Origin of the sequence: Acidisoma sp. PAMC 29798 (genome assembly GCF_030252425.1) — a bacterium.
Lineage (GTDB): Bacteria > Pseudomonadota > Alphaproteobacteria > Acetobacterales > Acetobacteraceae > Acidisoma > Acidisoma cladoniae.
In genome coordinates, this window is the sequence record NZ_CP126994.1 from 1,882,272 (window position 1) to 1,903,862 (window position 21,591).

The 21,591-nt window shown below is 65.3% G+C and carries 19 protein-coding genes; 14 read left to right on the top strand and 5 right to left on the bottom strand.

Annotation, left to right across the window (positions count from 1 at the left end; translation table 11 throughout):
* From QP803_RS09080 to QP803_RS09105, 6 genes are all read left to right on the top strand, one after another.
* Complete coding sequence (locus QP803_RS09080) at nt 1-2,130, top strand: FUSC family protein (protein WP_284947445.1); 2,130 nt, start codon at nt 1-3, stop codon at nt 2,128-2,130.
* A gap of 2 nt (nt 2,131-2,132) precedes the next feature.
* Nucleotides 2,133-2,330: a DUF1656 domain-containing protein gene (locus tag QP803_RS09085; RefSeq protein ID WP_284947446.1), complete on the top strand. Its 198-nt coding sequence runs from the start codon at nt 2,133-2,135 to the stop codon at nt 2,328-2,330.
* Nucleotides 2,331-2,342: 12 nt separating this feature from the next.
* The gene (locus QP803_RS09090) at nt 2,343-3,263 is read left to right on the top strand and encodes an efflux RND transporter periplasmic adaptor subunit (protein WP_284947447.1); all 921 of its coding nucleotides are present in this window, start codon (nt 2,343-2,345) and stop codon (nt 3,261-3,263) included.
* On the top strand, nt 3,263-4,726 hold the full coding sequence (locus QP803_RS09095) for an efflux transporter outer membrane subunit (RefSeq protein WP_284947448.1): 1,464 nt from the start codon (nt 3,263-3,265) through the stop codon (nt 4,724-4,726). The genes QP803_RS09090 and QP803_RS09095 overlap by 1 nt, the downstream gene beginning before the upstream one ends.
* Nucleotides 4,723-6,111 (top strand): MFS transporter, encoded by a 1,389-nt coding sequence (locus QP803_RS09100; protein WP_284947449.1) that lies wholly within the window; start codon nt 4,723-4,725, stop codon nt 6,109-6,111. The genes QP803_RS09095 and QP803_RS09100 overlap by 4 nt, the downstream gene beginning before the upstream one ends.
* A gap of 104 nt (nt 6,112-6,215) precedes the next feature.
* Nucleotides 6,216-8,435 (top strand): CHASE3 domain-containing protein, encoded by a 2,220-nt coding sequence (locus tag QP803_RS09105; RefSeq protein ID WP_284947450.1) that lies wholly within the window; start codon nt 6,216-6,218, stop codon nt 8,433-8,435.
* Nucleotides 8,436-8,575: 140 nt separating this feature from the next.
* Here the strand turns inward: QP803_RS09105 and QP803_RS09110 are convergent, their stop codons facing one another.
* On the bottom strand, nt 8,576-9,823 hold the full coding sequence (locus QP803_RS09110) for a class I SAM-dependent methyltransferase (protein ID WP_284947451.1): 1,248 nt from the start codon (nt 9,821-9,823) through the stop codon (nt 8,576-8,578).
* 99 nt (nt 9,824-9,922) lie between these two features.
* Here QP803_RS09110 and QP803_RS09115 point away from each other — a divergent pair, with 99 nt between their 5' ends.
* On the top strand, nt 9,923-10,417 hold the full coding sequence (locus QP803_RS09115; protein ID WP_284947452.1) for an invasion associated locus B family protein: 495 nt from the start codon (nt 9,923-9,925) through the stop codon (nt 10,415-10,417).
* Nucleotides 10,418-10,419: 2 nt separating this feature from the next.
* Nucleotides 10,420-11,589 carry a dual-specificity RNA methyltransferase RlmN gene (gene rlmN, locus QP803_RS09120; protein ID WP_284947865.1) on the top strand — a complete coding sequence of 390 codons (1,170 nt, stop codon included), beginning with the start codon at nt 10,420-10,422 and terminating at the stop codon, nt 11,587-11,589.
* A gap of 79 nt (nt 11,590-11,668) precedes the next feature.
* On the opposite strand, the gene QP803_RS09125 is transcribed toward rlmN, so the two are convergent.
* Together QP803_RS09125 and QP803_RS09130 are read right to left on the bottom strand one after the other, a co-directional pair.
* Nucleotides 11,669-12,136 (bottom strand): copper chaperone PCu(A)C, encoded by a 468-nt coding sequence (locus QP803_RS09125; RefSeq protein WP_284947453.1) that lies wholly within the window; start codon nt 12,134-12,136, stop codon nt 11,669-11,671.
* 9 nt (nt 12,137-12,145) lie between these two features.
* Nucleotides 12,146-12,904: a GolD/DthD family dehydrogenase gene (locus QP803_RS09130; RefSeq protein WP_284947454.1), complete on the bottom strand. Its 759-nt coding sequence runs from the start codon at nt 12,902-12,904 to the stop codon at nt 12,146-12,148.
* A 148-nt stretch (nt 12,905-13,052) separates the two neighbouring features.
* On the opposite strand from QP803_RS09130, the gene QP803_RS09135 reads away from it, so the two are divergent.
* A complete protein-coding gene (locus QP803_RS09135; RefSeq protein ID WP_284947455.1) occupies nt 13,053-13,865 on the top strand; it encodes an HpcH/HpaI aldolase family protein in 813 nt (270 codons plus the stop codon).
* On the opposite strand, the gene QP803_RS09140 is transcribed toward QP803_RS09135, so the two are convergent.
* Nucleotides 13,860-14,687, bottom strand: a complete 828-nt coding sequence (locus QP803_RS09140) for a response regulator transcription factor (RefSeq protein WP_284947456.1) — start codon at nt 14,685-14,687, stop codon at nt 13,860-13,862. The two genes, QP803_RS09135 and QP803_RS09140, sit on opposite strands and share 6 nt — an antisense overlap.
* Before the next feature lie 135 nt (nt 14,688-14,822).
* Nucleotides 14,823-15,320 carry a L,D-transpeptidase family protein gene (locus QP803_RS09145; RefSeq protein WP_284947457.1) on the bottom strand — a complete coding sequence of 166 codons (498 nt, stop codon included), beginning with the start codon at nt 15,318-15,320 and terminating at the stop codon, nt 14,823-14,825.
* Nucleotides 15,321-15,420: 100 nt separating this feature from the next.
* Here QP803_RS09145 and QP803_RS09150 point away from each other — a divergent pair, with 100 nt between their 5' ends.
* The 5 genes from QP803_RS09150 to QP803_RS09170 all read left to right on the top strand — a co-directional run bounded on the left by QP803_RS09150 (nt 15,421) and on the right by QP803_RS09170 (nt 21,591).
* The gene (locus QP803_RS09150; protein ID WP_284947458.1) at nt 15,421-17,097 is read left to right on the top strand and encodes a serine/threonine-protein kinase; all 1,677 of its coding nucleotides are present in this window, start codon (nt 15,421-15,423) and stop codon (nt 17,095-17,097) included.
* A 160-nt stretch (nt 17,098-17,257) separates the two neighbouring features.
* Nucleotides 17,258-17,728: a GtrA family protein gene (locus QP803_RS09155; protein WP_284947459.1), complete on the top strand. Its 471-nt coding sequence runs from the start codon at nt 17,258-17,260 to the stop codon at nt 17,726-17,728.
* Nucleotides 17,725-18,699, top strand: a complete 975-nt coding sequence (locus QP803_RS09160) for a glycosyltransferase family 2 protein (RefSeq protein ID WP_284947460.1) — start codon at nt 17,725-17,727, stop codon at nt 18,697-18,699. Before QP803_RS09155 ends, QP803_RS09160 begins: the two co-directional genes overlap by 4 nt.
* Before the next feature lie 178 nt (nt 18,700-18,877).
* A complete protein-coding gene (locus tag QP803_RS09165; protein WP_284947461.1) occupies nt 18,878-20,362 on the top strand; it encodes an efflux transporter outer membrane subunit in 1,485 nt (494 codons plus the stop codon).
* Between the two features lie 8 nt (nt 20,363-20,370).
* The gene (locus QP803_RS09170) at nt 20,371-21,591 is read left to right on the top strand and encodes an efflux RND transporter periplasmic adaptor subunit (protein ID WP_284947462.1); all 1,221 of its coding nucleotides are present in this window, start codon (nt 20,371-20,373) and stop codon (nt 21,589-21,591) included.

A 21,591-nucleotide genomic window follows, 5' to 3' on the forward strand; every position in this document is an offset into this window, starting at 1 on the left:
GTGAGCACCACGACCTCCCCACCCGTGGCGCGGCCACCCCTCGGCTGGAATGATGTGGTGGCAGCCGTGATGCCGTCGCCCCGCGCGGCCTATGTCGCGCGCACCATCCTGGCGATGGCAATCGCCATCTACGCCGCGCTGTATCTGCAACTGTCATCGCCGGCCTCGGCCGCCGTCACCGTCATGATCGTCGCCAATCCCTCACGCGGCGGCATCGTCTCAAAAGGCGTGTGGCGCATCTTCGGCACGATGACGGGCGCCATCGCGGCGATCGTCATCCTCGCCTGCTTTCCCCAGCAGCCGCTGATGTTCATCGTCGCCTTCGCCGTCTGGCTGGGCGTCTGCACCTTCGCGTCCAGCATGTTCCGCCATTTCCGCGCCTATGCCGCCGTGCTGTCCGGGTACACCGTAGCCATTATCGCCGTCGGCGCGATCAACGACCCCAGCAATGTCCTGAACTTCGCCCTGTCACGCCTGGCCGTCGTCACCCTCGGCGTGGTGTCGTCCACCATCGTGACCATGGTGTTCCAGCCGAGCATCACGACGGACACGATGCGCGCCGGTGGCCGGGCGGCGTTCAAGGGCGTGGCCGAGCTGATGCTGGCGCGTGCCGACGAGATCGACGCGACGCAATTTGCCGCCGAGCGCACACGCCTGGCCGCCGCCATCGAACGCCTGGATGAAGCCGTGGAGTTTTCCGGCGCGGAGGCGCCCGATGTGAACCGCCACGCCGCCAGCCTCCGCCGTGGCTTCGCCGCCATGTATGCCGCACTGATGTCCGTTTCCATCGCCGGCCGCTCCCTCAACGCCCTCGCCCGCCCCGCTGACGAAATTGCCGAAACCGAGGCTGGAAAGGCGCGTCAGGCCAGGGCCGCCGATCTGGTGGCAAGAATCCGCGGCATCCTTGCCGAAGTGGCCCGCTATCAGCCGACCGACAATCGCGCGCCCGGCGTTCTCGCCGACCATATCGCCGCCGTTCTGCGCGACATCACAACGGCCCAGAACGAGACGACCTCAGTCGCCGATGCGGCGGTCCTGGCGCGCGTGCATCAGGAGCTGGAGCAGCTCTATGACAATATCGCGCCCTTCGCCGCCTGGCGCGAGGGGCGCGCGCCCTATCATCGCGGCCCGCGCCTGACGGCCTTCCGCGATTATGCGACGGCGATGCGCAACGGCACCCGCGCCATGCTCGCCATCGTCCTCGGCGGGTTGTTTTGGTACATCACTGCATGGCCTTCCGGCCCGACGCTGCTGCTGGTATTGGGCGCGAGCTGCGCCCTGCTCTCAGGTTTGCCCAGCGCCGCAGCAGCAAGCTTCCAATTCGCCAAAGGCATCGCGCTGTCCTCGGTCGCCGCCTTCATCGTCGGGCTGGTGCTGCTGCCCTATGTGTCCGGCTATCCGCTGCTGTTCCTGGTCATGTCGCCGTTTCTGGTGCTCGGCGTCATCGGCAGCACGATCCCGAAATATGCCCTCATGTCGCTTGGATTCGTGGTGTTCTTCATCACCCAGGTCGGCATCTCCAATGAGATGACCTACAACGTCGTGAGCTTCCTCAATTCAAGCATCAGTTTCGTGCTCGGCGCCGGGGCCACGGTTCTGGTCTTCCGCGTGCTGCTGCCGCCCAACCCCATGCGGGACGCCCGCTACCTGACGCGACGCATTCGCCGCTCCAGCGAAAGGTTGATCCGGGCCGGCGTGTGGCATCCCGCCAGCCGCGATTGGTTGGGCTGGCTCGTCACCCAGAACCAGGCCTTTCAGCGCTTGTTCATGCGTCTTGGTCAGGCGCAGCCGGCCGTCCGCGCCCAGGCGATCGGCGACAGCGGCGCGCTCATTCTGATCACGCAGGAGGCGTTGCGCCTTCATGCCGTGTTGCGCGGTCTGGACCTTCCTCCCGCCGAAGCCCTGATCACCGGCAGGGCGCTGCGCTGCCTGGGCCGCCTCCGCCGACCCCGAAAAGCGGCCAGCGCCGCGGTTCAGGCCTGTGACGCACTGGTCGCTTATCACGCCCGATGCGAGCATCCGCGCCCCGCCTTGCTGCGCGCCGCCGGGGCCTTCCGCTCCATCGCCGCCTTGATGCCGGAAGCGGAACGCCTTCTGGCGCTCGAAGCGCCTTTCGGCATGGAGGCCTGAGCATGTTCACGGAAGCCCAGATCGGCGGCATCCTCTTCGCGCCCATCGTCATCTACTGCATCATCGGTGTCGGTCTCATCAGCGTCATCCGCTTCGTCTTCGGCCGCACCGGGCTGTTTTCCCTGGTCTGGCATCCGGCCCTGTTCGAACTCGCCCTCTATATGATCATCACCGGCGCCGTCATCTTTCTGGCGGCCTGACAGCGGATATCAATGTCTCTCATTCTTCGCCTCATCCGCTTTCTCATCACGGTCGCCGTCGTCGCTGTCGCGGTCTTCGTCGTGGTCCAGATCTGGCACGTCTATATGCTGGCACCCTGGACGCGGGACGGCAGGGTGCTGGCGCAAACGGTGATCGTGGCGCCGGAAGTTTCGGGCACCATCGTTTCAGTCCCGCTCACCGACAATCAGGTCGTCCATAAGGGCGACGTGCTGTTCCAGATCGATCAAATCCGCTTCAAGATCGCGCTCGCTCAGGCACAATCCCAGCTTGACGCGGCGCAGCTTCAGCTCAAGCAGCGGCAGGCGGATGTCGCGCGCCGTCGCGGCCTCGCCGGCCTGATTTCAAAGGAAGAGGTCGCGAATACCGGCATCGCGTCTGACGTCGCTGGCGCGTCCTTGACCGGCGCAGAGGCTGCCGTGGACCTCGCCCGCCTCAACCTCGCGCGGGCGACGGTCTATGCGCCGGCCGATGGCGTCATCACCCATCTGCGCCTGCAAGCGGGTGATTTCGCGGATGCCGGCCATCCCCTGGTCGCCATCATCGAGACCAGCACCTTCCAGATCATTGCCTATTTCGAGGAAACCAAGATCGCGCGCCTGAAACTGGGCGACGTGACGTCCATCCGGCTGATGGGCTTCCCCGCGCGTCTGACCGGCCATATCAGCAGCATCGGCGCCGGCATCGGCGACCAGAACGACGTGGTGAATTCACGTGGCCTGCCCGAGGTCAACCCTGTCTTCGACTGGGTGCGTCTGGCGCAGCGCATTCCCATCGACATCGCCATCGACACGGTGCCGGCAGGCGTACGCCTGGCTTCGGGCATGACCTGCTCGGTCAATGTCGGGCGGCAGGTTCCGGTGCAGACCGGCCTCGCCGGCCGTCTTCAAACTTGGTTCGAGGATAACCTGTAGTGCGGCGTCGCCTTTCGCTGATCGGCCGTCTGCTCGCGGGGGCAACACTGACTGGTTGCACCGTCGGGCCGAACTTCGCGCATCCAAAACTCGATCTGCCGGCCCAGTTCACGGAACGGCCCGCGACACCCACCGATATCGCGATGACCAATGCGCGCCTCGCGAACTGGTGGACCTCCTTCGACGATCCGACGCTGAACGACCTCATTGCCCAGGCGATCGCCGGCAACCTCGACCTCCAGATCGCGCGGCAGCGTTTGCTGCAAGCACGCGATGAGCGGGACGAAACGGCGTCCGGTGCCTATCCCACGGTCGACTTCGGCGCCTCCGCCACCCGCGCACGGGCCAGCACCACGGTCGAATATCCGCCCGGCTTCGGCAATTACCACGCTTATCAGCTCGGCTTCGATGCCTCCTGGGAACTCGACATCTTCGGCGCGAACCGCCGCGCGACGGAAGCCGCCAACGACAAGGTCGGCGCCTCGATCGAGCAACGGCGGGCGATCCTCATCAGCCTGCTCTCCGAAGTCGCGGCCGATTACGCGACGCTGCGTGCCACCCAGGTGCGGCTGTCGATCGCGCAGGACAATGTGCGCATCGCCCAGAAGGTCGTGAGCCTGGCGGAGCAGGAGGATGCGCAGGGCATCGGCACCACGCTCGGCACGCTTCAGGCCAAGGCGCAGCTTGAGCAGACGCAGGCGGTGCTGCCTGGGTTGCAGGCCGGAATCGCCGTCATGGCCCATGCCATCGGCGTTCTGCTGGGCCGCTATCCGGGCGATCTGGAAGCCCAGCTCGATAATCCGCAACCGCTGATGGCGACGCCCGCGACGATCCCCGCCACCATTCCGGCGGAGGTCATTGCCAACCGTCCGGATGTGCATGAGGCCGAGCTGCGCTATGCCGCCGCCAATGCCCAAATCGGCGTGGCCATCGCCGCGCGGCTGCCGCATCTGTCGATCCCGATTTCGATTACGCCGGAAGCCAGCGCCTTCAACCAGCTCTTCACCTTCGCCAGCCTGACCTTTTCGGCGGCACTTGCAGCGACCCAGCATGTCTATGACGGCGGCAAGCTGCGCGCCCAGGAACGTGCGGCCCGTGCCGCCGCAGAAGCCGCGCGGCTCGATTACAAGCAGACGGTGCTGACCGCCTTGCAGGATGTGGAGGATGCGCTGGTGCATCTCCAGGCCGATGAAGCCGCCCATATCTCCCTGTCCGCATCGGTACGAGATGCCCGCAAGTCCCTCGGTCAATCGACACAGCTCTACAATGCGGGCCTGAGTGACTTCCTGACCGTCCTGACGGATGAGCGGACGGTCTTCGCCTCCCGCGACGCCCTCGCTGGCAGCGATCTCTCCCTCGTTGAAGATTACATCGCCCTTTTCAAGGCACTTGGCGGCGGCTGGCAGACGATCGATCTCGATCCGCCGGCCACCCCCACGTCGCCCGGAACGACATCCCAATGAGCGACACGACCATCGCCTATGACGGCCTGCCCAATCCGCAGCGGCGCTGGGCCGTGCTGGCCGTGGCCCTCGGCCTCGTCATGGCCGTGCTCGACGGCGCCATTGCCAATGTGGCTCTGCCGACGATCGCCCGATCGGTTCACGTCACACCCAACGAATCGGTGTCGATCATCAATGCCTATCAGATCGCCGTCATCGTGCTGTTGCTGCCCTGCGCCTCGCTTGGCGAAATCTACGGCTATAAGCGGAGCTTTCTGATCGGGGTTGCGGTCTTCACCGTCGCCTCGCTGGGCTGCGCCATGTCGACGACGCTCGATCAACTGACACTCGCGCGCGTGCTCCAAGGCTGTGGTGCGGCGGGACAGATGAGCGTCTCTGGCGCCCTGGTCCGGTTCGCCTATCCCCGCGCCATGCTCGGTCGGGGCCTCTCGATCAACGCCCTGGTGGTCGCGGGCTCCACGGCCGCCGCACCTTCCATCGCGTCGGCCATTCTGGCGGTCGCGCATTGGGAATGGCTGTTCGCGATCAACGTGCCTTTGGGTCTGTTGTGTCTGGTCGTCGCGATGCGAACCTTGCCGCAGACCCCGCTCTCCTCGATCCGGTTTGACGTTATCAGCGCGGTCCTGTGTGGCCTCACCTTCGGCCTCGGCATCACCGGCATCCTGGGGCTGACCCATGGCCATCACCTGCTCAGGGCGAGCGTCGAACTTGTGGTCGGCCTAGTCGCCGGGGTCCTTCTGGTCCGGCGCCAACTCTCCCGCAGGGAGCCGTTGCTGCCGATCGATCTGTTGCGCATTCCGCTGTTCCGCCTGTCGATCATGACGTCCGTCTTCTCCTTCGCGGCGCAAATGCTGGCCTTCGTCTCCCTGCCCTTCTTCGTGCAGGACACGCTCGGCCGCAGCGAAGTCATGACCGGACTTCTGATGACGCCCTGGCCGCTGCTGGTGATGATGGCGGCACCCATATCGGGCCGGTTGTCGGACCGTTACCCGGCGGGCCTGCTGGGTGGCATCGGCCTCGCGGTCTACGCGATCGGGCTCGGCCTCACGGCGCTTCTGTCCAGCCACGTCTCCGACGCTGGCCTCTGCTGGCGGCTTGCCATCTGCGGCGCGGGGTTCGGCCTGTTCCAGAGCCCCAACAACCGCGCCATTCTCGGCTCGGCGCCGCGCAGCCGCAGCGGTGGCGCCAACGGCATGCTCGGCATGGCCCGGCTGACCGGGCAAACCTTGGGTGCGACACTCGCCGCGCTCGTGTTTGCTCTCTATCCGGCGAACCAGATGACCGTCGCGCTGGGCATCGCTTGTCTTCTGGCGATCATCGGCACGGGGCTGAGCCTGCTGCGGCTTCGCGCCCCGGACCCGACGCGGGCCGCGACCCGCGCCTGATCTTCATGGCAATGGACTTCCGGCGCGGGCCGTAGCAGAAGACGATGATCCACACTGTGGGCTTCTGCTCGCGGTGACCTCTGCGACCCGGAAGCCATGCCGCGATGACCAAGTATATCGTGACCCGAGCCAATCTGATGGTGTTCGGTGTGCTGATCGCCATCCTGGCGCTCGTCAGCGCGGCCACCTGGGATCGTTTGAGCGCGGCACGCAGCGCACGCATTTGGTCTCAGCACAGCTACGCCGTGCTCGGTGCGCTCAGCGACCTCAACCTTGGTATCCGTGATGCCGAAACGGGCCAGCGTGGCTATCTGCTGACCGGGAACGACGTTTATTTGCGGCCCTATACGGCCGCATTGGGAACTGTCACGCTGACGGAAGGCGAGCTGCAGCAGCTCACGGCGGACAATCCCGTCCAGCAGCATGACCTCGACATTCTCGCCCCGCTGTTGCAGCGTAAGCTCAACGAACTGGCGGCAACCGTTCAGGCGCGACGAGACTTCGGCTTCGACGCCGCGCTCCGCATCGTCCAAACCAATGTCGGCCTCGATGCCATGATGGCGATCGAATCGACCATTCGGTCGATGACGGCGACGGAAACAAGCCTGCTCAACAGCCACCTCGCCACCCTCGATCGTCGCGCCCAGTGGGTGCGCGTCTTCGTCTTCGGGGGCACGGCGATTGCCATCCTCGGCCTGCTGCTGGCGGCCTGGATGCTGAACAAGGCCTGGTCCCGCTCCTATCGGATCGAGGCGGAGCAGCGCAGCCTCGCTCTGCGCCTCCGCACGTCCCTCGACAGTCTGAGCCAGGGAATCGGTGTTTTCAGCGCGGACCGCGACCTTGTTCATTGGAACCACTGCTTCCAGGTGCTGCTGGATGTGCCGCGCGCCATGATGCGTATCGGCACGCCCTATGCCGCCTTGATCGAGCAAGCGGCAGAAGCCGGCATGACCCTGGAGACGGAAGACCAGCTGAGACACGGCAGACGCAAGCAGGGCGAAGCGGTGGTCTACGAGGTTAGCCGGAACGACGAGCACCACCTTGAACTGCGGCGCACGACGATGCCGGACGGTGGCTTCGTGCTGACCATCAGCGATATGACCAAACGCGCCCAGGCCGAAGCCGTGTTGCGGGAAGTGCAACGGATGCAGGCGATCGGTCAGCTCACCGGCGGCATCGCTCACGACTTCAACAATCTCCTCACCGTCATTCTGGGCAACCTGGAATACGTGCGCGGCAAGCTCGGCCACGACCCCGCTCTCCAAACTCGCATCGAGCGCGGCATGTGGGCCGCGCAGCGCGGCGCGACCCTGACCAGCCAATTACTAGCTTTCGCGCGCAAGCAGCCCCTCGCCCCGGCGCCGATCGACCTCGGCGCTACGATGCCCGATCTGGTGCCCCTGCTGAGACGCACGCTGGGCGAACATATCGATGTGCGCTACGTGGAAACTGCGGGGCTTTGGCCGGCAATGGCAGACGCGGCGCAGCTTGAAAGCGCACTGCTCAACCTGGCGCTGAACGCGCGGGACGCGATGCCGGGTGGCGGCCGCCTGACCATCGAATTGGCGAACCGTGTGCTGGACGAGGACTATGCCAGCGCCCATGCAGAGGTCGTCGCGGGCGACTATGCGATGCTCGCCGTGTCGGACACCGGCCACGGCATGTCCCCCGAGGTGATGAAGCGGGCGTTCGAGCCGTTCTTCACCACCAAGCCGGATAGCAAAGGCACGGGCCTCGGCCTCGCGATGGTCTTCGGCTTCGTCAAGCAATCCGGCGGCCATGTGAAGATCTACTCCGAGCCCGGTGAGGGCACGACGGTGCGCCTGTATTTGCCCCGTGCCGTTGGGGCGACCGTCCAGGCCGCCCAGCGCGTCGGGGCGCCGATCGACCTGCCGCGCGGCTCGGCGACAATTCTGGTAGTGGAAGACGAGCCGGCGGTGCGGGAGATTGCGGTCGCGATCTTGTCCGAACTTGGCTACCGCGTGTTGGAAGCGGGCGACGGCGAGGAGGCGCTGCGCGTTTTCGGCGCCCATGCCACGACGATCGACATGCTCCTGACCGATGTCGTGCTGCCCGGACGCGTGCGTGGGCGTGAGGTGTCCGAGCGCATCACCGCGATGCGGCCGGATGTGAAGACGCTGTATATGTCGGGCTATACCGAAAATTCCATCGTCCATCAGGGGCGACTGGATGACGGCGTGCAGTTCATCGGCAAGCCTTTCAAGCGCGAGCAACTCGCGCGCAAAGTTGCCGAGGTCCTTGGCTATTCCGGCGCGGTGGATGAGCGGAACGTTATTCAGATGAAGTCCCGGCCGGGGGATTAGGACACGGTGCATGGTGATCGTCATCCCCGGGCTGGACCCGGGGATCTACCCGTTACGTCGCCCTAACGGAGTTTGGGCGCCATAACGGGTAGGCCCGCGCATCAAGTGCGCGGGTGACGGTTTTGAAGCGTCATCCGCCATCAAGGCGGCGGTGCGAGCAGGATCCGATTCACCGCCTGCATGGCCGCAAAGGTCTCCGCCCAGGCGCGCCGGAATTTCGCCTCCGCCATGCCGCGGCCTGTCAGCAAGGCGGCGATCTGGCCCAATGTCCGCACGCCGTCGACCGCTTGGAGAATCGCCGGCGCCTCGGGCGGCAGGCGCACCACGGCGCGCAAGCCGTCGAACAAGAACGGCAAGCCGCCGTCGGGCCGGATCGACTTGACCAGTTCCGCGCCCGGAACCTCCCGCATGATCGGCACCGCCGTGTCCAACAGTGGATCGGCGCGCGTCACGGGCTCGGCCGCGCGGCGGCAATAGGCGATGTGCACGCTCATATTCGCGGTCAGCGCCTCGGCCAGAGCCGCCTGCTGCGTCGCGTCCAGCTCCGCCGCGCGGGCGCGCAGCTTGGGGTCCGCTTGCAGCCAGGTTGCGGGGTCATAGCGCATCGGCTCCATGAAGGCGGAAACCGCCATCCCCTCGCTGGCCAGCAGTGCCGCAAAGGCGCTCACGGTGAAGGCGCGGTCGCGGGGATTGAGCAGCAGGTCGTACAGCCCCGCCTCCCCGCCGGTGACATGGTCGGAGAAGTTGCGGTTGAAGCGCAGCCAGTTGCTGTCCGGCAGATGCTTCATCACCCGCTTCGCCACATCCAGCCGCGCGGCGGGCGCCTGATCCGGCGGCGCCAGCAGGCTCATCGCCTCCTGCACCATATAGACGCCGGTGCGGCCATGCGGGGCATAGACCATCAGGCCCATGCCGCCATCGGGCGCGAGCACCGACACCAGGGCGGCGAGGCCCGCCTGCGGATCGGGCAGGTGATGCAGCACGCCGCAGCAATCGATGTAGTCAAACGGCCCCAGGCCCAGCCTCGGCAGATCAGGGATCGAGCCTTCGACCCAATCGATATTGGTGAGCCCGCGCGCCTTGGCCCGCGTGCGGGCGATCTTCATGGCGGCGCGGGAGCGATCGAGATAGGTGACACGCCCCGGGCGCTCGGCCCGCGCCATCTGGGTCGCCAGCATGATGGTGCCGTCCCCGGTGCCACCGCCCGCGACAAGCGCGTTCAAAGGCGTGGCACGTGGCCGTGTGGCGCCGAAGACCCAATAGTCGATCTCGCGCAGATGTGAGGGGCTGCCGATAATCAGCCGCTTCGCTTCCTCCTTCGGGTCGCGGGCGGGATAGGGATAGGCCTCATATTGGGCGGCGAGCCGGGCATCTGTGCTGTCGGTCATGCCGCCGCTTTACCGGCTCCGCGCAATGCTGGCGAGACATGCAGTCGCGCGCCGAACCTTCTCTTGCATGGGCCGCGCCTGCTCCCTTATGGCTTCGCCATGCACAAGATTCTTTTGACCGCCACGGCCTTCATCACAATTGCCGTGCCCGCTATGGCGGCCAGCAAGGCGGTGGGGCCGACCGCACTGGGCGTCTTCTCGGATTGGACGGCCGCCGAAACCGAAACGGGCGGGGTTCATGTCTGCTACGCCTTCACGCGCGCCATCGGCAGTGCAAAGACGCCCTCGGCCGGGATGATCCTGGTGACGCAGCGGCCGACCTCTCGCGATGAGGTGGTGGTCAACGCGCCCTCCGCCTATCCCGCGAAGACCGAGGTCGCCGTCCAGATCGACAAGCAGGACGCGATGTCCTTCTACACCGCCGGCAAAGCCGCCTTCGCGCGGGATGGCCGCGCCGCCGTCATCGATATGCAGCGCGGCAGCGGCGCCAGCGCAAGCTGGGCCGGCAAGGGCGAAAAGATGGGCCAAAAATTCTCGCTCTCGGGTTTCAGCGCCGCCTATGGCGCCATCGTCAAAGCCTGTCCCGCCAAGTGACCATGATATACCCCGCCGGGGATGATGCCGCGCGCATCATGGCAAAGGCGGCCCTCTTCGCGCCGCCGCCTGCTCAAATGGCCGATGGCCGGCGTGACCTGGTGGGACTGTCCCGTGAGGAGCTTGCGGCCGAGGTCGCAGCCATTGGCGAGCAGCCCTTCCGCGCCAAGCAGCTTTGGCACTGGATCTATCATCAAGGCGTGACCGATTTCGCGCTGATGAGTTCGATGGCCAAGCCGATGCGCGACAAGCTTGCCGAGCATTTCGTGGTCGGCCGGCCTGATCCTGTTGTGGTGCAGACGAGCACGGACGAGACGCGGAAATTCCTGTTCCGCTTTCGCGACGGACAGGAAGCCGAGACCGTCTATATCCCCGACAAGCAGGAAGATCGCGGCGCCGTCTGCCTGTCCTCGCAGGTCGGCTGCACCTTGTCCTGCAGCTTTTGTCACACCGGCACGCAGCGCTTGATGCGCAACCTGGGCGCCGCCGAAATCGTCGGCCAGTTCATGGGTGCGCGCGACAGCTACAAGGAATGGCCGAGCCCGAAGGGCGAGACGCCCCGCCTGCTGTCCACCATCGTGCTGATGGGCATGGGTGAACCGCTGTACAATTACGAAAACGTCGCCAAGGCGATGCGCATCGTCATGGACGGCGAAGGCATCGCCCTCTCCCGTCGCCGCATCACCCTCTCGACCAGTGGCGTGGTGCCGATGATGGACCGCGCCGGCGCTGAATTGGGCGTCAATCTCGCGGTGTCGCTGCATGCGGTGCGGGACGAGTTGCGCGATGAACTGGTGCCGCTGAACCGCAAATATCCGATTGCCGAGCTGATCGCGGCCTGCCGCCGTTACCCGGGCGCCTCGAACGCCCGGCGCATCACCTTCGAATACGTCATGCTCAAGGGGATCAACGACAGCGAGGCCGATGCGCGGCTGCTGGTGGAGTTGATCGCCGGCCTTCCCGCCAAGGTGAACCTCATTCCGTTCAATCCCTGGCCCGGCAGCGCCTATGAGACGAGCACGCCGGCCGCCATCCGGCGTTTCTCGACGATCGTCATGGATGCGGGTTACGCGGCGCCGGTGCGCACGCCCCGCGGCCAGGACATCCTGGCGGCTTGCGGGCAGCTCAAGACGGAAACCGTCCTGGCGCGGGGCCGCGCGGCGGCTGCATAAGCGGCGGATAACGCTGCTCTCATCCGACCTACGGCGCGATGTGTAGGGCGGATGAGCGCAGCGTTATCCGCCAGCCGACTTACATCTTCATCCCGCCCATATCGCCACTGCCCGCATCTGCCGGCACGTAGCTCATTGGCTGGACGGTGACCTGAACGGTCACCGTGGCGCCGCTGGCAAAGGTCAGCGTCAGCGGGAAATGGGCGCCCGCATCCAGGGTCTGAGTGAGCCCCGTCAGCATGACGTGATAGCCGCTGGGTGAGAACACCAGCGGCTTGCCCGGCGCCACCGGCAAATCCTTTACGGCATCCATCTCCATCATGCCGTTGGCCATCTTGCTCTCATGCAGGCCGGCACTCGTGGCGACCGGTGTCGCGGCCCCTACAAGCCTGTCCGGTGCGCCAGCATCGGTGACCGTAAAGTAGATGACGGCCGGACTGGCCGCCGATGGCGTGACGCGCGACCAGGCGCCCGTCACCGTCAAACCGCCCGCATAGGCCGGTGCGGCATAGGCCAGAACCGCCGCCGCCAATAGAATGCCTCGCATCGAAACCCCTTAGGTAATGGTGTAGCCGCCGTCGATGACGATGTTTTCGCCATTGATCATGCCGGCGGCACCGCTCACCAGATACAGCACGACATGGGCGACCTCCTCGGCTTCCCCGAACCGCCCGACGGGAATCTTAGCGCGAAAGCTGTCCCCGCGCGCGCCGTTCCAGGTCATCTGGCCCATCGGCGTATTGATTACCGTGGGTGAGATGGTGTTGCTGTTGACGCCCTTCGGCCCCCATTCCAGCGCCAGCACCTTAGTCATGCCGATAATGCCGGCTTTACTGGCGGCATAGGCGACATGATCTTCCAGCGCGACGAGCGCCGCCTGGGAGGCGAGGCTGACGATGCGGCCATAGCCGCGTCCGATCATGTGCCGCCCGACTTCACGCGAAAACAGGAAGGCGGCGCGGAGATTGACGCTCATGGTAACGTCCCAGACCTCGGTCGTCAGCTCCACAGCCGGCGCCACCAGACCGACGCCGACATTATTGACCAGGATGTCGATCCGCCCGGTCTGGGCAATGATGTCCGCGACCCCAGCCTCGATGGCGGCTGCGTCCCGCACGTCGATCGACACACCGATATGGCTGGCGCCGAGGGAGGCTGCGATCTGTGCCACGTCCGGGTTGGAATCGACGATCACGATCCGCGCCCCCTGCTCGGCCAGCATCGTGGCGGTGGAAAGGCCGATACCCCGGGCGGCGCCAGTCAGCAGGGCGACCTGCCCGGACAGATCATAGGCACGCTCTACGGCGGTCGGCATGGCGATCTTCTTCCCTCTACGATCTTGGCGTCGATGCGCGTCATGTCGCGGCGAAGAGCCAGGACGGTCAAGGGCGCGCGGTGGTCATCTGGGTTTCGCGCCTCACCGCGAGCGCCTAATCTCCCGCCATAAAAGAGGGAGTGGAACAATGTCGGGAACCCCAGGATATGGCGGCGCCTCGGCGACGCCCGGTCATCGCCCAAACAGGTTGCATGAAATCTGGGCGACCGGGGGTGCCGCCATCAACGGCTGGCTGTCGATTCCCAGCGCTTTCTCGGCTGAGGTAATGGCCCATCAGGGCTGGGACAGCCTGACCATCGACATGCAGCATGGCGTGATCGACTACGCCGATATGGTGGCGATGCTCACGGCCATCTCGACCACGAGCACGGTGCCGCTGGTGCGCACGCCTTGGCTGGAACCCGGCATCATGGGCAAGATCATCGATGCAGGCGCTTACGGCATCATCTGCCCGATGATCGAAACCGCTAACGACGTCGAGCATTTTGTCAGTGCGACGTCGTATGCACCGCGTGGCCGCCGCAGCATGGGGCCGATTCGCGCCCAGCTTTATGGCGGTCGCGACTACGTCGCCCATGCGAATGAAACAGTCTTACGCTTCGCGATGATCGAAACCGTGGGTGCGCTGGCAAATCTCGACGCCATTCTGGCGGTCGATGGCTTGGACGCCGTCTATATCGGTCCATCGGACCTTTCGATCGCCCTCGGCTATCCGCCGAAATTCGATCAGGAGGAGCCGCGCGTCTTGGAGGCGATCACGCATATTGGCCGCACCGCGCGGGCTGCCGGCAAGGTCGCAGGCATCCATAACGGATACCCAGCCTATGCCAGGCGCATGATCGATCTTGGATTCAACTTCGTGACCGTCGGTACGGATGCACTCTTCCTCGCCGACGGGTCCAAAAGCATGCTGGCAGCTTTGAAGCGCGAGCCTTTATGAGGCCTTCGGATCCAATCGATACCCACCCGCTTCCGTAATCAGAAGTTGCGAACGGGTGGGATCGGGTTCGATCTTCTGCCGCAGACGATAGATATGGGTTTCAAGCGTATGGGTCGTTACGGCAGCGTTATAGCCCCAAACCTCGTTTAGAAGAATCTGCCTCGGCACGGGCTTGGCGCCGGCACGATAGAGAAACTTCAGGATCGCCGCTTCTTTCTCGGTCAGGCGAATGCGGCGGTTCTTGACCGGCTCCTGCAACATCTTCGTCGCCGGCCGAAACACATAAGGCCCGATCGTGAAGACGGCGTCTTCGCTGTTTTCGAACATGCGAAGCTGGGCACGGAGTCGCGCAAGCAATTCAGACAGACGGAATGGCTTGGAGACGTAATCATTGGCACCTGAATCGAGGCCGCGAACGATGTCCGTTTCCTCGGCCGATCCAGTCAGCATAATGATCGGAACTTTCAAGCCGCGGCTGCGCATCTTGGTGCAGAAGTCGCGTCCGTCTCCGTCAGGCAGACTGACATCGAGAATCACGGCGTCGAACCGCACACCCGGTTTTGCAAGAATCGCTTCGGCTTCGGCGACGGATGAAGCCTCCGTCGTCGTGAATTCGCCGTCAATGACGAGTTGTTCCGCCAGAGTGGTCCTCAGCGCAACATCGTCATCGACGATGAGGATCGGCCGCTCGTCGCCGCTAGTCTTATCTGACACTTTTTCCCTCTCGTACTGCGCCTGCAGATTAGTCATTGAGCCGCTCCACGCTGGGTTCGGTCGTTTGCTTCGTTGCGAGCCGATCGGGGCAGAGACTTTCGTCGCCACTAATCCCCCGATCGGGCGTTCGCTTGAAGGCGATATGGGTGCCCAGCGGCAGTTTGCTATGTTTTCCTCAATTCTACGGGCCGTAAGGCAGCATTTTGGCCGAAATAAAGTACTGCCATGTTAAAATTGGTCGTTTCAGGACCCGACAACATTGATGCAGGTCAAGCCTTTCGCCAAAACAGCCCTCAAATGTTCAAGATCGAGGGCGACGCAACCCGCCGTCGGACCACGCGCCGGGGTTGTGACATGAAGAAAGATCGCCGAACCCCGATCGCGAATCGGGGGCTCATCGTTCCACCCTAAGACTCCAATGATGTCATAGACAGCGTCATCGCGCCAAAGTCTCTCATGACGCCCCTCATAAGGGAGCCGAACGCGACGGTTGTAGGCTGCATCGCGGGGATCGTCGCACCAGCCATCGTTGCTGTCCAATGGCTCGATCGGGCAGCGGGCCTTGGGGGGCGCCACGCGGTCGGCGCGATATAGGACGCGGCGCAGGGGCAGCAGGCCCGCAGGTGTCGCGCCATCGCCTTCCAGCTTCAAGGCAGTGATGCCCGCACGACCCACGCAGGCCGGATAGCGCTCACCGCCGAGGACGAGAAAGCCGTCTGGCCCCAAAATTGCGTTGCTCATGGAACGTCTCATACGGCGAGCTGACGCCATGCGGCAACGAGGAGCGCCCGGCTTTCATGATTGATTATCGTCCATGAAAGACATGAGGGTCGACGGAGGGATGGCCGTCGGAACCGTGGCCGCCGCCGGCTGGCACCTGAGCTTCGCGCGGCAAGGGGCGGCAGGCGCACAAAGCGTCCTGACCGCCGATCCGGACACGCTTGAGCCCGCCCATGGTGTCAAACGCGGCCTGCTCGCGGCTGTCGCACAGGGTTTGGACGCCGGCCGCGACCCGAGCCAGGCCGGCCGATCGGCGGATCTTGCCCTTACTGGCCTGATCGAGGGCTTCTTCAGCGCCCGCCCGACCTTGAGCCAGGGGCGCGCGGCCGCACAGGCGCTCAATGCCATCAACGGCTGGATGTTCGCGACCCATGGGACAGAGGCCTTGGAACCCGGTTATGCCGCGTCCCTATCGGCCATCACCTTCAGTGGCCTGCGGGCAGGCCTGGTCCAGATCGGCGCGGGCATGATCCTGCGCCGGCGCGCCGGCGAATTGGTACGCCTGACCGGACCGCACCTTCTACGCGTCGGGGCGGAGCATCTGCGCCCCCGCCGGTGCCTGGGGATGGACGACCGCATTCTGCTGGACTTCGTGGACGACACGCCACAGCCGGCGGACCGCTATATCCTGCTCAGCGATGCCCGCAGCCGGATGGACCCTGCCGGCACCTTGGACCAGGACGGTATCGTCCGGCTCTGCACCCTCCATGAGGAGGCGGCGGTCCTGGCGGCCCATCTCAGCGAGGGCTGCGCCGTGCTCGTTATTGACGTGCTGGCCATGCCGGATGCCGCACTCTCCCCGGTCGAGACGGAGACGAACCTCCTGCCACTGCGCCCGATTCCGCAGGAGGGGGACAACCGCGATGGCTATCAGATCGGCCGGACCATTCATCGTGGCGCCTATACCTTGCTGAAACGCGCCATCGACACCCGCACCGGGCAGGCCGTGGTGCTGAAATTCCCCCTGCCCGCCATGCTGAACGACCGCGTGTTCCAGGCGGGTTTCGCGCGGGAGGCGTGGATCGGCGCCACCATCCACAGCCCGCTGATCGGCCGGATCATCACGCCCGAGCCCGGCCGCCAGTCGAGCCTCTACATCGTGATGCCGTTTTACGCCGGGGAAACCTTGGAGGCGCGGCTGGCGCGCGAGCCCCGCTTTCCTGTGGCCGATATCGTGGCGATCGGCCTTCAGCTCTGCCAGGCGGTCGAGGATCTTCACGCCGTGCAGGTCTTCCACCGCGATCTGAAGCCCGACAACATCATGGTGCAGTCCGGCGGCGCTGTTCGCCTGCTCGACCTCGGCCTCGCCTATCTCTCCCAGGCCGATGCCTCTTCGGGCAACGATCTCGCCGGCACCCTGCGCTATATGGCGCCCGAGGCCATTCGCGGCGGCGCGCCCGATGCGACGACGGAGGTGTTCGCCCTGGGCATCATTCTCTATCGCATGGCGGCCTTCGGCCGGTTCCCTCGGCCTGGAACGGAGACTGACAGCGTCTTGGAGCGGGCGCGGCCCGATCTGCCGGCAAGCCTGCGGCGGGCGATTGCCGCCGCGCTCAGCCTGGACCGCACCGCCCGCCCGCAGACCGCCGCTCTTTTGGCGGACGCCATCACCCCGGCTTTGCATGAAGACAGTGTGACACCCCCGCCCACGCGCCGCCGGCTCAGCGACGTTGCGTTGTGGCGCGCGGCGACGGTGGCACTTGCGCTGGCGATATTGGCGTTGCTCGCGCTTCGATAGTTTGAGATTTGGCGGAATACGCTGCGCTTTTCCGCCCTACGATGTCGCCTTTTGGTGGCCATCCTCGCTCCCCATCGCCACGACAAGGTCCCAGAAATGCCTGAATGACGGTCTACAACGACAATGGTATCAGAGGCCGATCGAGCAGGATTTGCGGAACATGTCCGAGCCAGTTACCCGTTTCGCGACGAAAAACCCGCTCGCCACCCCGTCGGTCTCTCCGGCGCAGGCCCTGATCGCCAAGCACGGCCCGATGGCAATGCAGTTCTTCCGCTTCGGCGTCGTCGGCACCTCCGGCTTCGTGATGGACACCGCCTTCATCTATTCTACTCATCACTGGTTGGGTCTGATCGGCGCGGGCATCCTGTCCTTCTTCGTAGTCGCCACCATCAACTGGTTCATCAATCGCATCTGGACCTTCAAAGGCCTGGGCGCCGGGCCGTTGCATCATCAGTGGCTTCGCTTCCTGGCCGCCAATGGCGTCGGCTTCGTGCTCAATCGGGGAATTTACATCGCCCTGATCATGACGGTGCCGCTCTGCGTCGCGTATCCGGTGCTGGCGGTCGCGGCCGGGTCCATCGCCGGCCTCGGCGTCAATTTCAACCTATCGCGGCGTCTCGTTTTCCGGTGATCGCCCCCGCTGCCGCTTTGCTTGCCGGCAGTCATCCTCCCAGCTGTACCTATGACGCCGATATCCTCATCCTCAGTCTCGACCGGATCGAGGAGACGGAGGCCGCCATCCGCTCGGCACTCGCCCAGGTCGATCTCGGCCGCCATGTCATCGTCTTCGATCAAGGTTCGGCGCCTGCCGCGCTCGCCCGGCTGACCGCCCTGGCCAGCCTTCGGACGGACATGCTGCTCGCCTCGGCTGGGACCAATTTGGGCGTGGCGGCCGGTCGCAATCGGGCCGCGTCCTTCGGCCATGGCCGCGCCCTGGTCGTGCTCGACAATGATGCCGAGTTTGCGGACGCGACGACGGCGGCACGCGCCGTGCAGCTGCTGGACGCGCAACCGGCCTTAGCCGCCATCGGCTTTCGCATCATGAACGGGGACGGCAGTGGGGAGGACGATGCCTCCTGGGGCTATCCGGCAGCGCTCCGCGCGCAAGCCGCGTCTCGCTTCGCGTCCGCCACCTTCGTCGGCGCCGGCCATGCGATTCGCCGGCAGGCCTGGCAATCCCTAGGCGGCTACGATGACAATCTATTCTTCACTTGGGAGGAGTATGATTTCGCACTCCGCGCCATCGATCAGGGATGGTGTCTGCTGCACGCGGGTGACATTGCCGTCCATCATAAGCTTGCCACCGAACGCCGCGTCGGCTGGGGCGGCCGGCGGTGGTTTTTCTACGTACGCAACCGCCTCTATATTGCGCGAAAATGGCAGACACCGTGGACCACACTCGCGATTCGCCTTGCCGGCTATAGCATGAGAAGCGTGCGGCTTGGCGTGCCGCGCCAAGGGATCGCGGGCGCGGTGGCGGCCTTCCGGATGCCCCTGGGCCCGGACGTCCATCGCATGAGCCATGCCGGCCTTCCGGATGCCCCTGGGCCCGGACGTCCATCGCATGAGCCATGCCGGGCTTGCGTATCTCCACACGGTTGACGGCAGCGTCCGAGGTGGGGTCTGGGCGCGTATGAGAGGTGAGGTTCTCGCCAGCCTGCCGCCGAGCAAGCAGCGATAACCTCACGCGCCACTGTTACAACACGCGGCAGACACCACACTGTTACAAATCGCCTCTAATCATCCCGCTCCGGCGGCAGCCGACAGAACAGGGGCTTCAGTGATTCGTCGACTACTTCTCAGCGTCTTGCCGGTTGCCTCCCTTGTGGGCTGCGATGTCGGACCCGACTACCATCGCCCGCAACTCGACACGCCCGGCAGCTTCACCTCGCCGGGCGCCTCGTCGCTGGCGCCGGTCTGGCCCAGCACCGTGTGGTGGGAGGGGTTCGGCTCCCCCGAACTCAGTGACCTCATCGCCCAGGCCGAGGCGCATAACCTCAACCTGCAAAGCGCCATCGCCGCCGTATCGGCGGCAGATGCCGCCGTGCGGGTCGCGGGTGGCGCGCTGTTGCCCACCGTGAGCGGTGGCGCAGGCGCGAGCTGGTCCCAGACGAACGGCACCAGCTTCAGCACCGGTACCAGCAGCACGGGCAGCACCACGGCGACCGTCGGGCGCGGCGTCATCGACACCCGCACCTACAGCGCCACCTTGTCCGCGTCTTATGAGATCGACTTCTGGGGCAAGAACCTCGCGACCTTCCGCGCGGCAGAAGCAAGCGCTATGTCGGCCCGCTATGCCGCCGAAGTCACGGCCCTGACCGTCGTCAGCGACGTCGCAGACACCTGGTTTCAGGCCCTCGCCTATCAGGATCAGCTTGACGTCGCACAGCGCAACCTGGCCTTCGCGCAGACGCTGTTGAACGTGGAGAACGGCCGCCTGAATGCCGGCACCGCCTCGATGCTCGACGTGTCGCAGCAGGCGGCGCTGGTCGCCGGGCAGCGCGCGAATATCCCCAACCTTGTCTCGCTGGAGCAGCAGGAAGTCATCGCCCTCGGCATTCTGGTCGGCCGACCGCCCGAGGAAATCCACATTCAGGCGGGGACGCTGACCACCATCCCCTCCCCGGTCGTGATCCCCGGCATGCCGGCCGATCTGCTGCGTCGCCGGCCTGACGTGGCGGAAGCCGAGGCGACGTTGGTCTCCGCCACCGCCAGCACGCGTGCCGCCCGCGCGGCGCTGTTCCCATCCCTCACCCTCACCGGGTCGGGCGGCTGGGAGAATGGGGCCATCAATGGCCTGTTCGCGCCGCAATCCCTGGTGCTCAACGCCGCAGCCAATGCGGCGCAGACACTGTTCGACAACGGGGCCCTGTCCGGCCAGGTGGCCGAGAACCGCGCCATCATGCGGGAGGATCGCGCCGCCTACGAACAGGCGATCCTGCAAGCCTATACCGATGTCGAAACGGCTCTCACCCAGACTCATTACGCGGCGGAGCAGGAAACGCTGGAACAGGCCGCCGTCGCGCAGGCTCAGCTCGCCTCGAAGATTGCCCGCGCCCAGCTTGAGGCCGGGACGGTCGATATCACGACCTTGCTGACCGCTCAGCAGACTGAGCTGACGGATGAAAACACGCTCGTCTCTGTCAGGCTCGCGCGGTTCCAGGCGCTTGTAGCGCTGTTCAAGGCCCTGGGCGGCGGCTGGCAGCAGGCAACGCCCGTCACCGCCCAGCCGGTTCCCATCCTCAACCCCTCCATCATTCCGTGAGCCGCCGCATGACGACCGATCTTTCCAATAAACGTGCGCGCCGCCTGTGGCTGGTGGGAGGGTTGGCCGCTGTGTCCATCGCGTCCGTGGTCTGCATGACCGCCGCCGATGCCCAGCGCAGCAAGAAGGCCGGTGCGAACGACACCGTGCCTGTCACCGTGGCAGTCGTCACCGCGCAAGACGTGCCGGTCGTGCTCACGGCGCTCGGCACCGTTCAGGCCTCCAATACCGTTACCATCAGCCCCATGGTCACCGGCCCGATCACGGCGATCAATTTCACCGAGGGGCAGGATGTGAAGGCGGGCGATGTGCTCGCGCAGATCGATCCGCGCACCTATCAGGCGACGCTCGATCAGGATCGCGGCAAGCTTGCGCAGGACCAGGCGACGCTGGCCGGTGCGGAGCGCGACCTCGCGCGCTACAATCAGCTCGCGCAAAGCGCCTATACGCCTAAGCAGACCGCCGATGACGAGCGTGCGACGGTCGCGGAAAGCAAGGCGCAGATCATCCAGGATCAAGCCGCGATCGAATCCGCACAGACCCAGCTCAGCTACACCACGCTCACCGCCCCTGTGGCGGGCCGCGTCGGCCTGCGCAACGTCGATTTGGGCAATATCGTCCAGGCCGGCGCCAGCACCGGCATTGTGACGCTGACGACGATCCAACCGATCGCCGTGGTTTTTACCCTGCCGCAACAGAATCTGCCTGCCATCGTGGACGCGATGGCCGTCGGCAAACCGCCGGTCTCGGTCAGTGCCGAAGGCAACGACACCGCCACCGGGCCGTTGGAAACCGGCGCGCTGGACGTTATCGACAATCAGGTCGACAGCACCACCGGCACGGTCAAGCTGAAGGCCTATTTTGCGAATAAGGATCTGCATCTTTGGCCGGGCGGCTTCGTCACTGCGCGGCTGACCGTGAAGGTGCTGAAGGGCGTGCTGACCATCCCTCCGGCGGCGGTGCAGACCGGCCCCACCTCCAGCTTCGTCTATACCATCGGCACGGACGGCAAGGCGGTACAGAAGACCGTCACGCTAGGGCAACAAAGTGCCGAGACCGTGGTGATCGAAAGCGGCCTCGTCGCGGGTGAACAGGTCGTGCTGGAAGGCGGTTCGCGCCTCAATACCGGCTCCAAGGTCAAGATCGTGCCGGCCACGGCACGCGCCAAGACAACCGCAGCAGCGCCGCCCGCTGCCGCGACCTCCGCGACCCCATCGCCGGCCCAATAA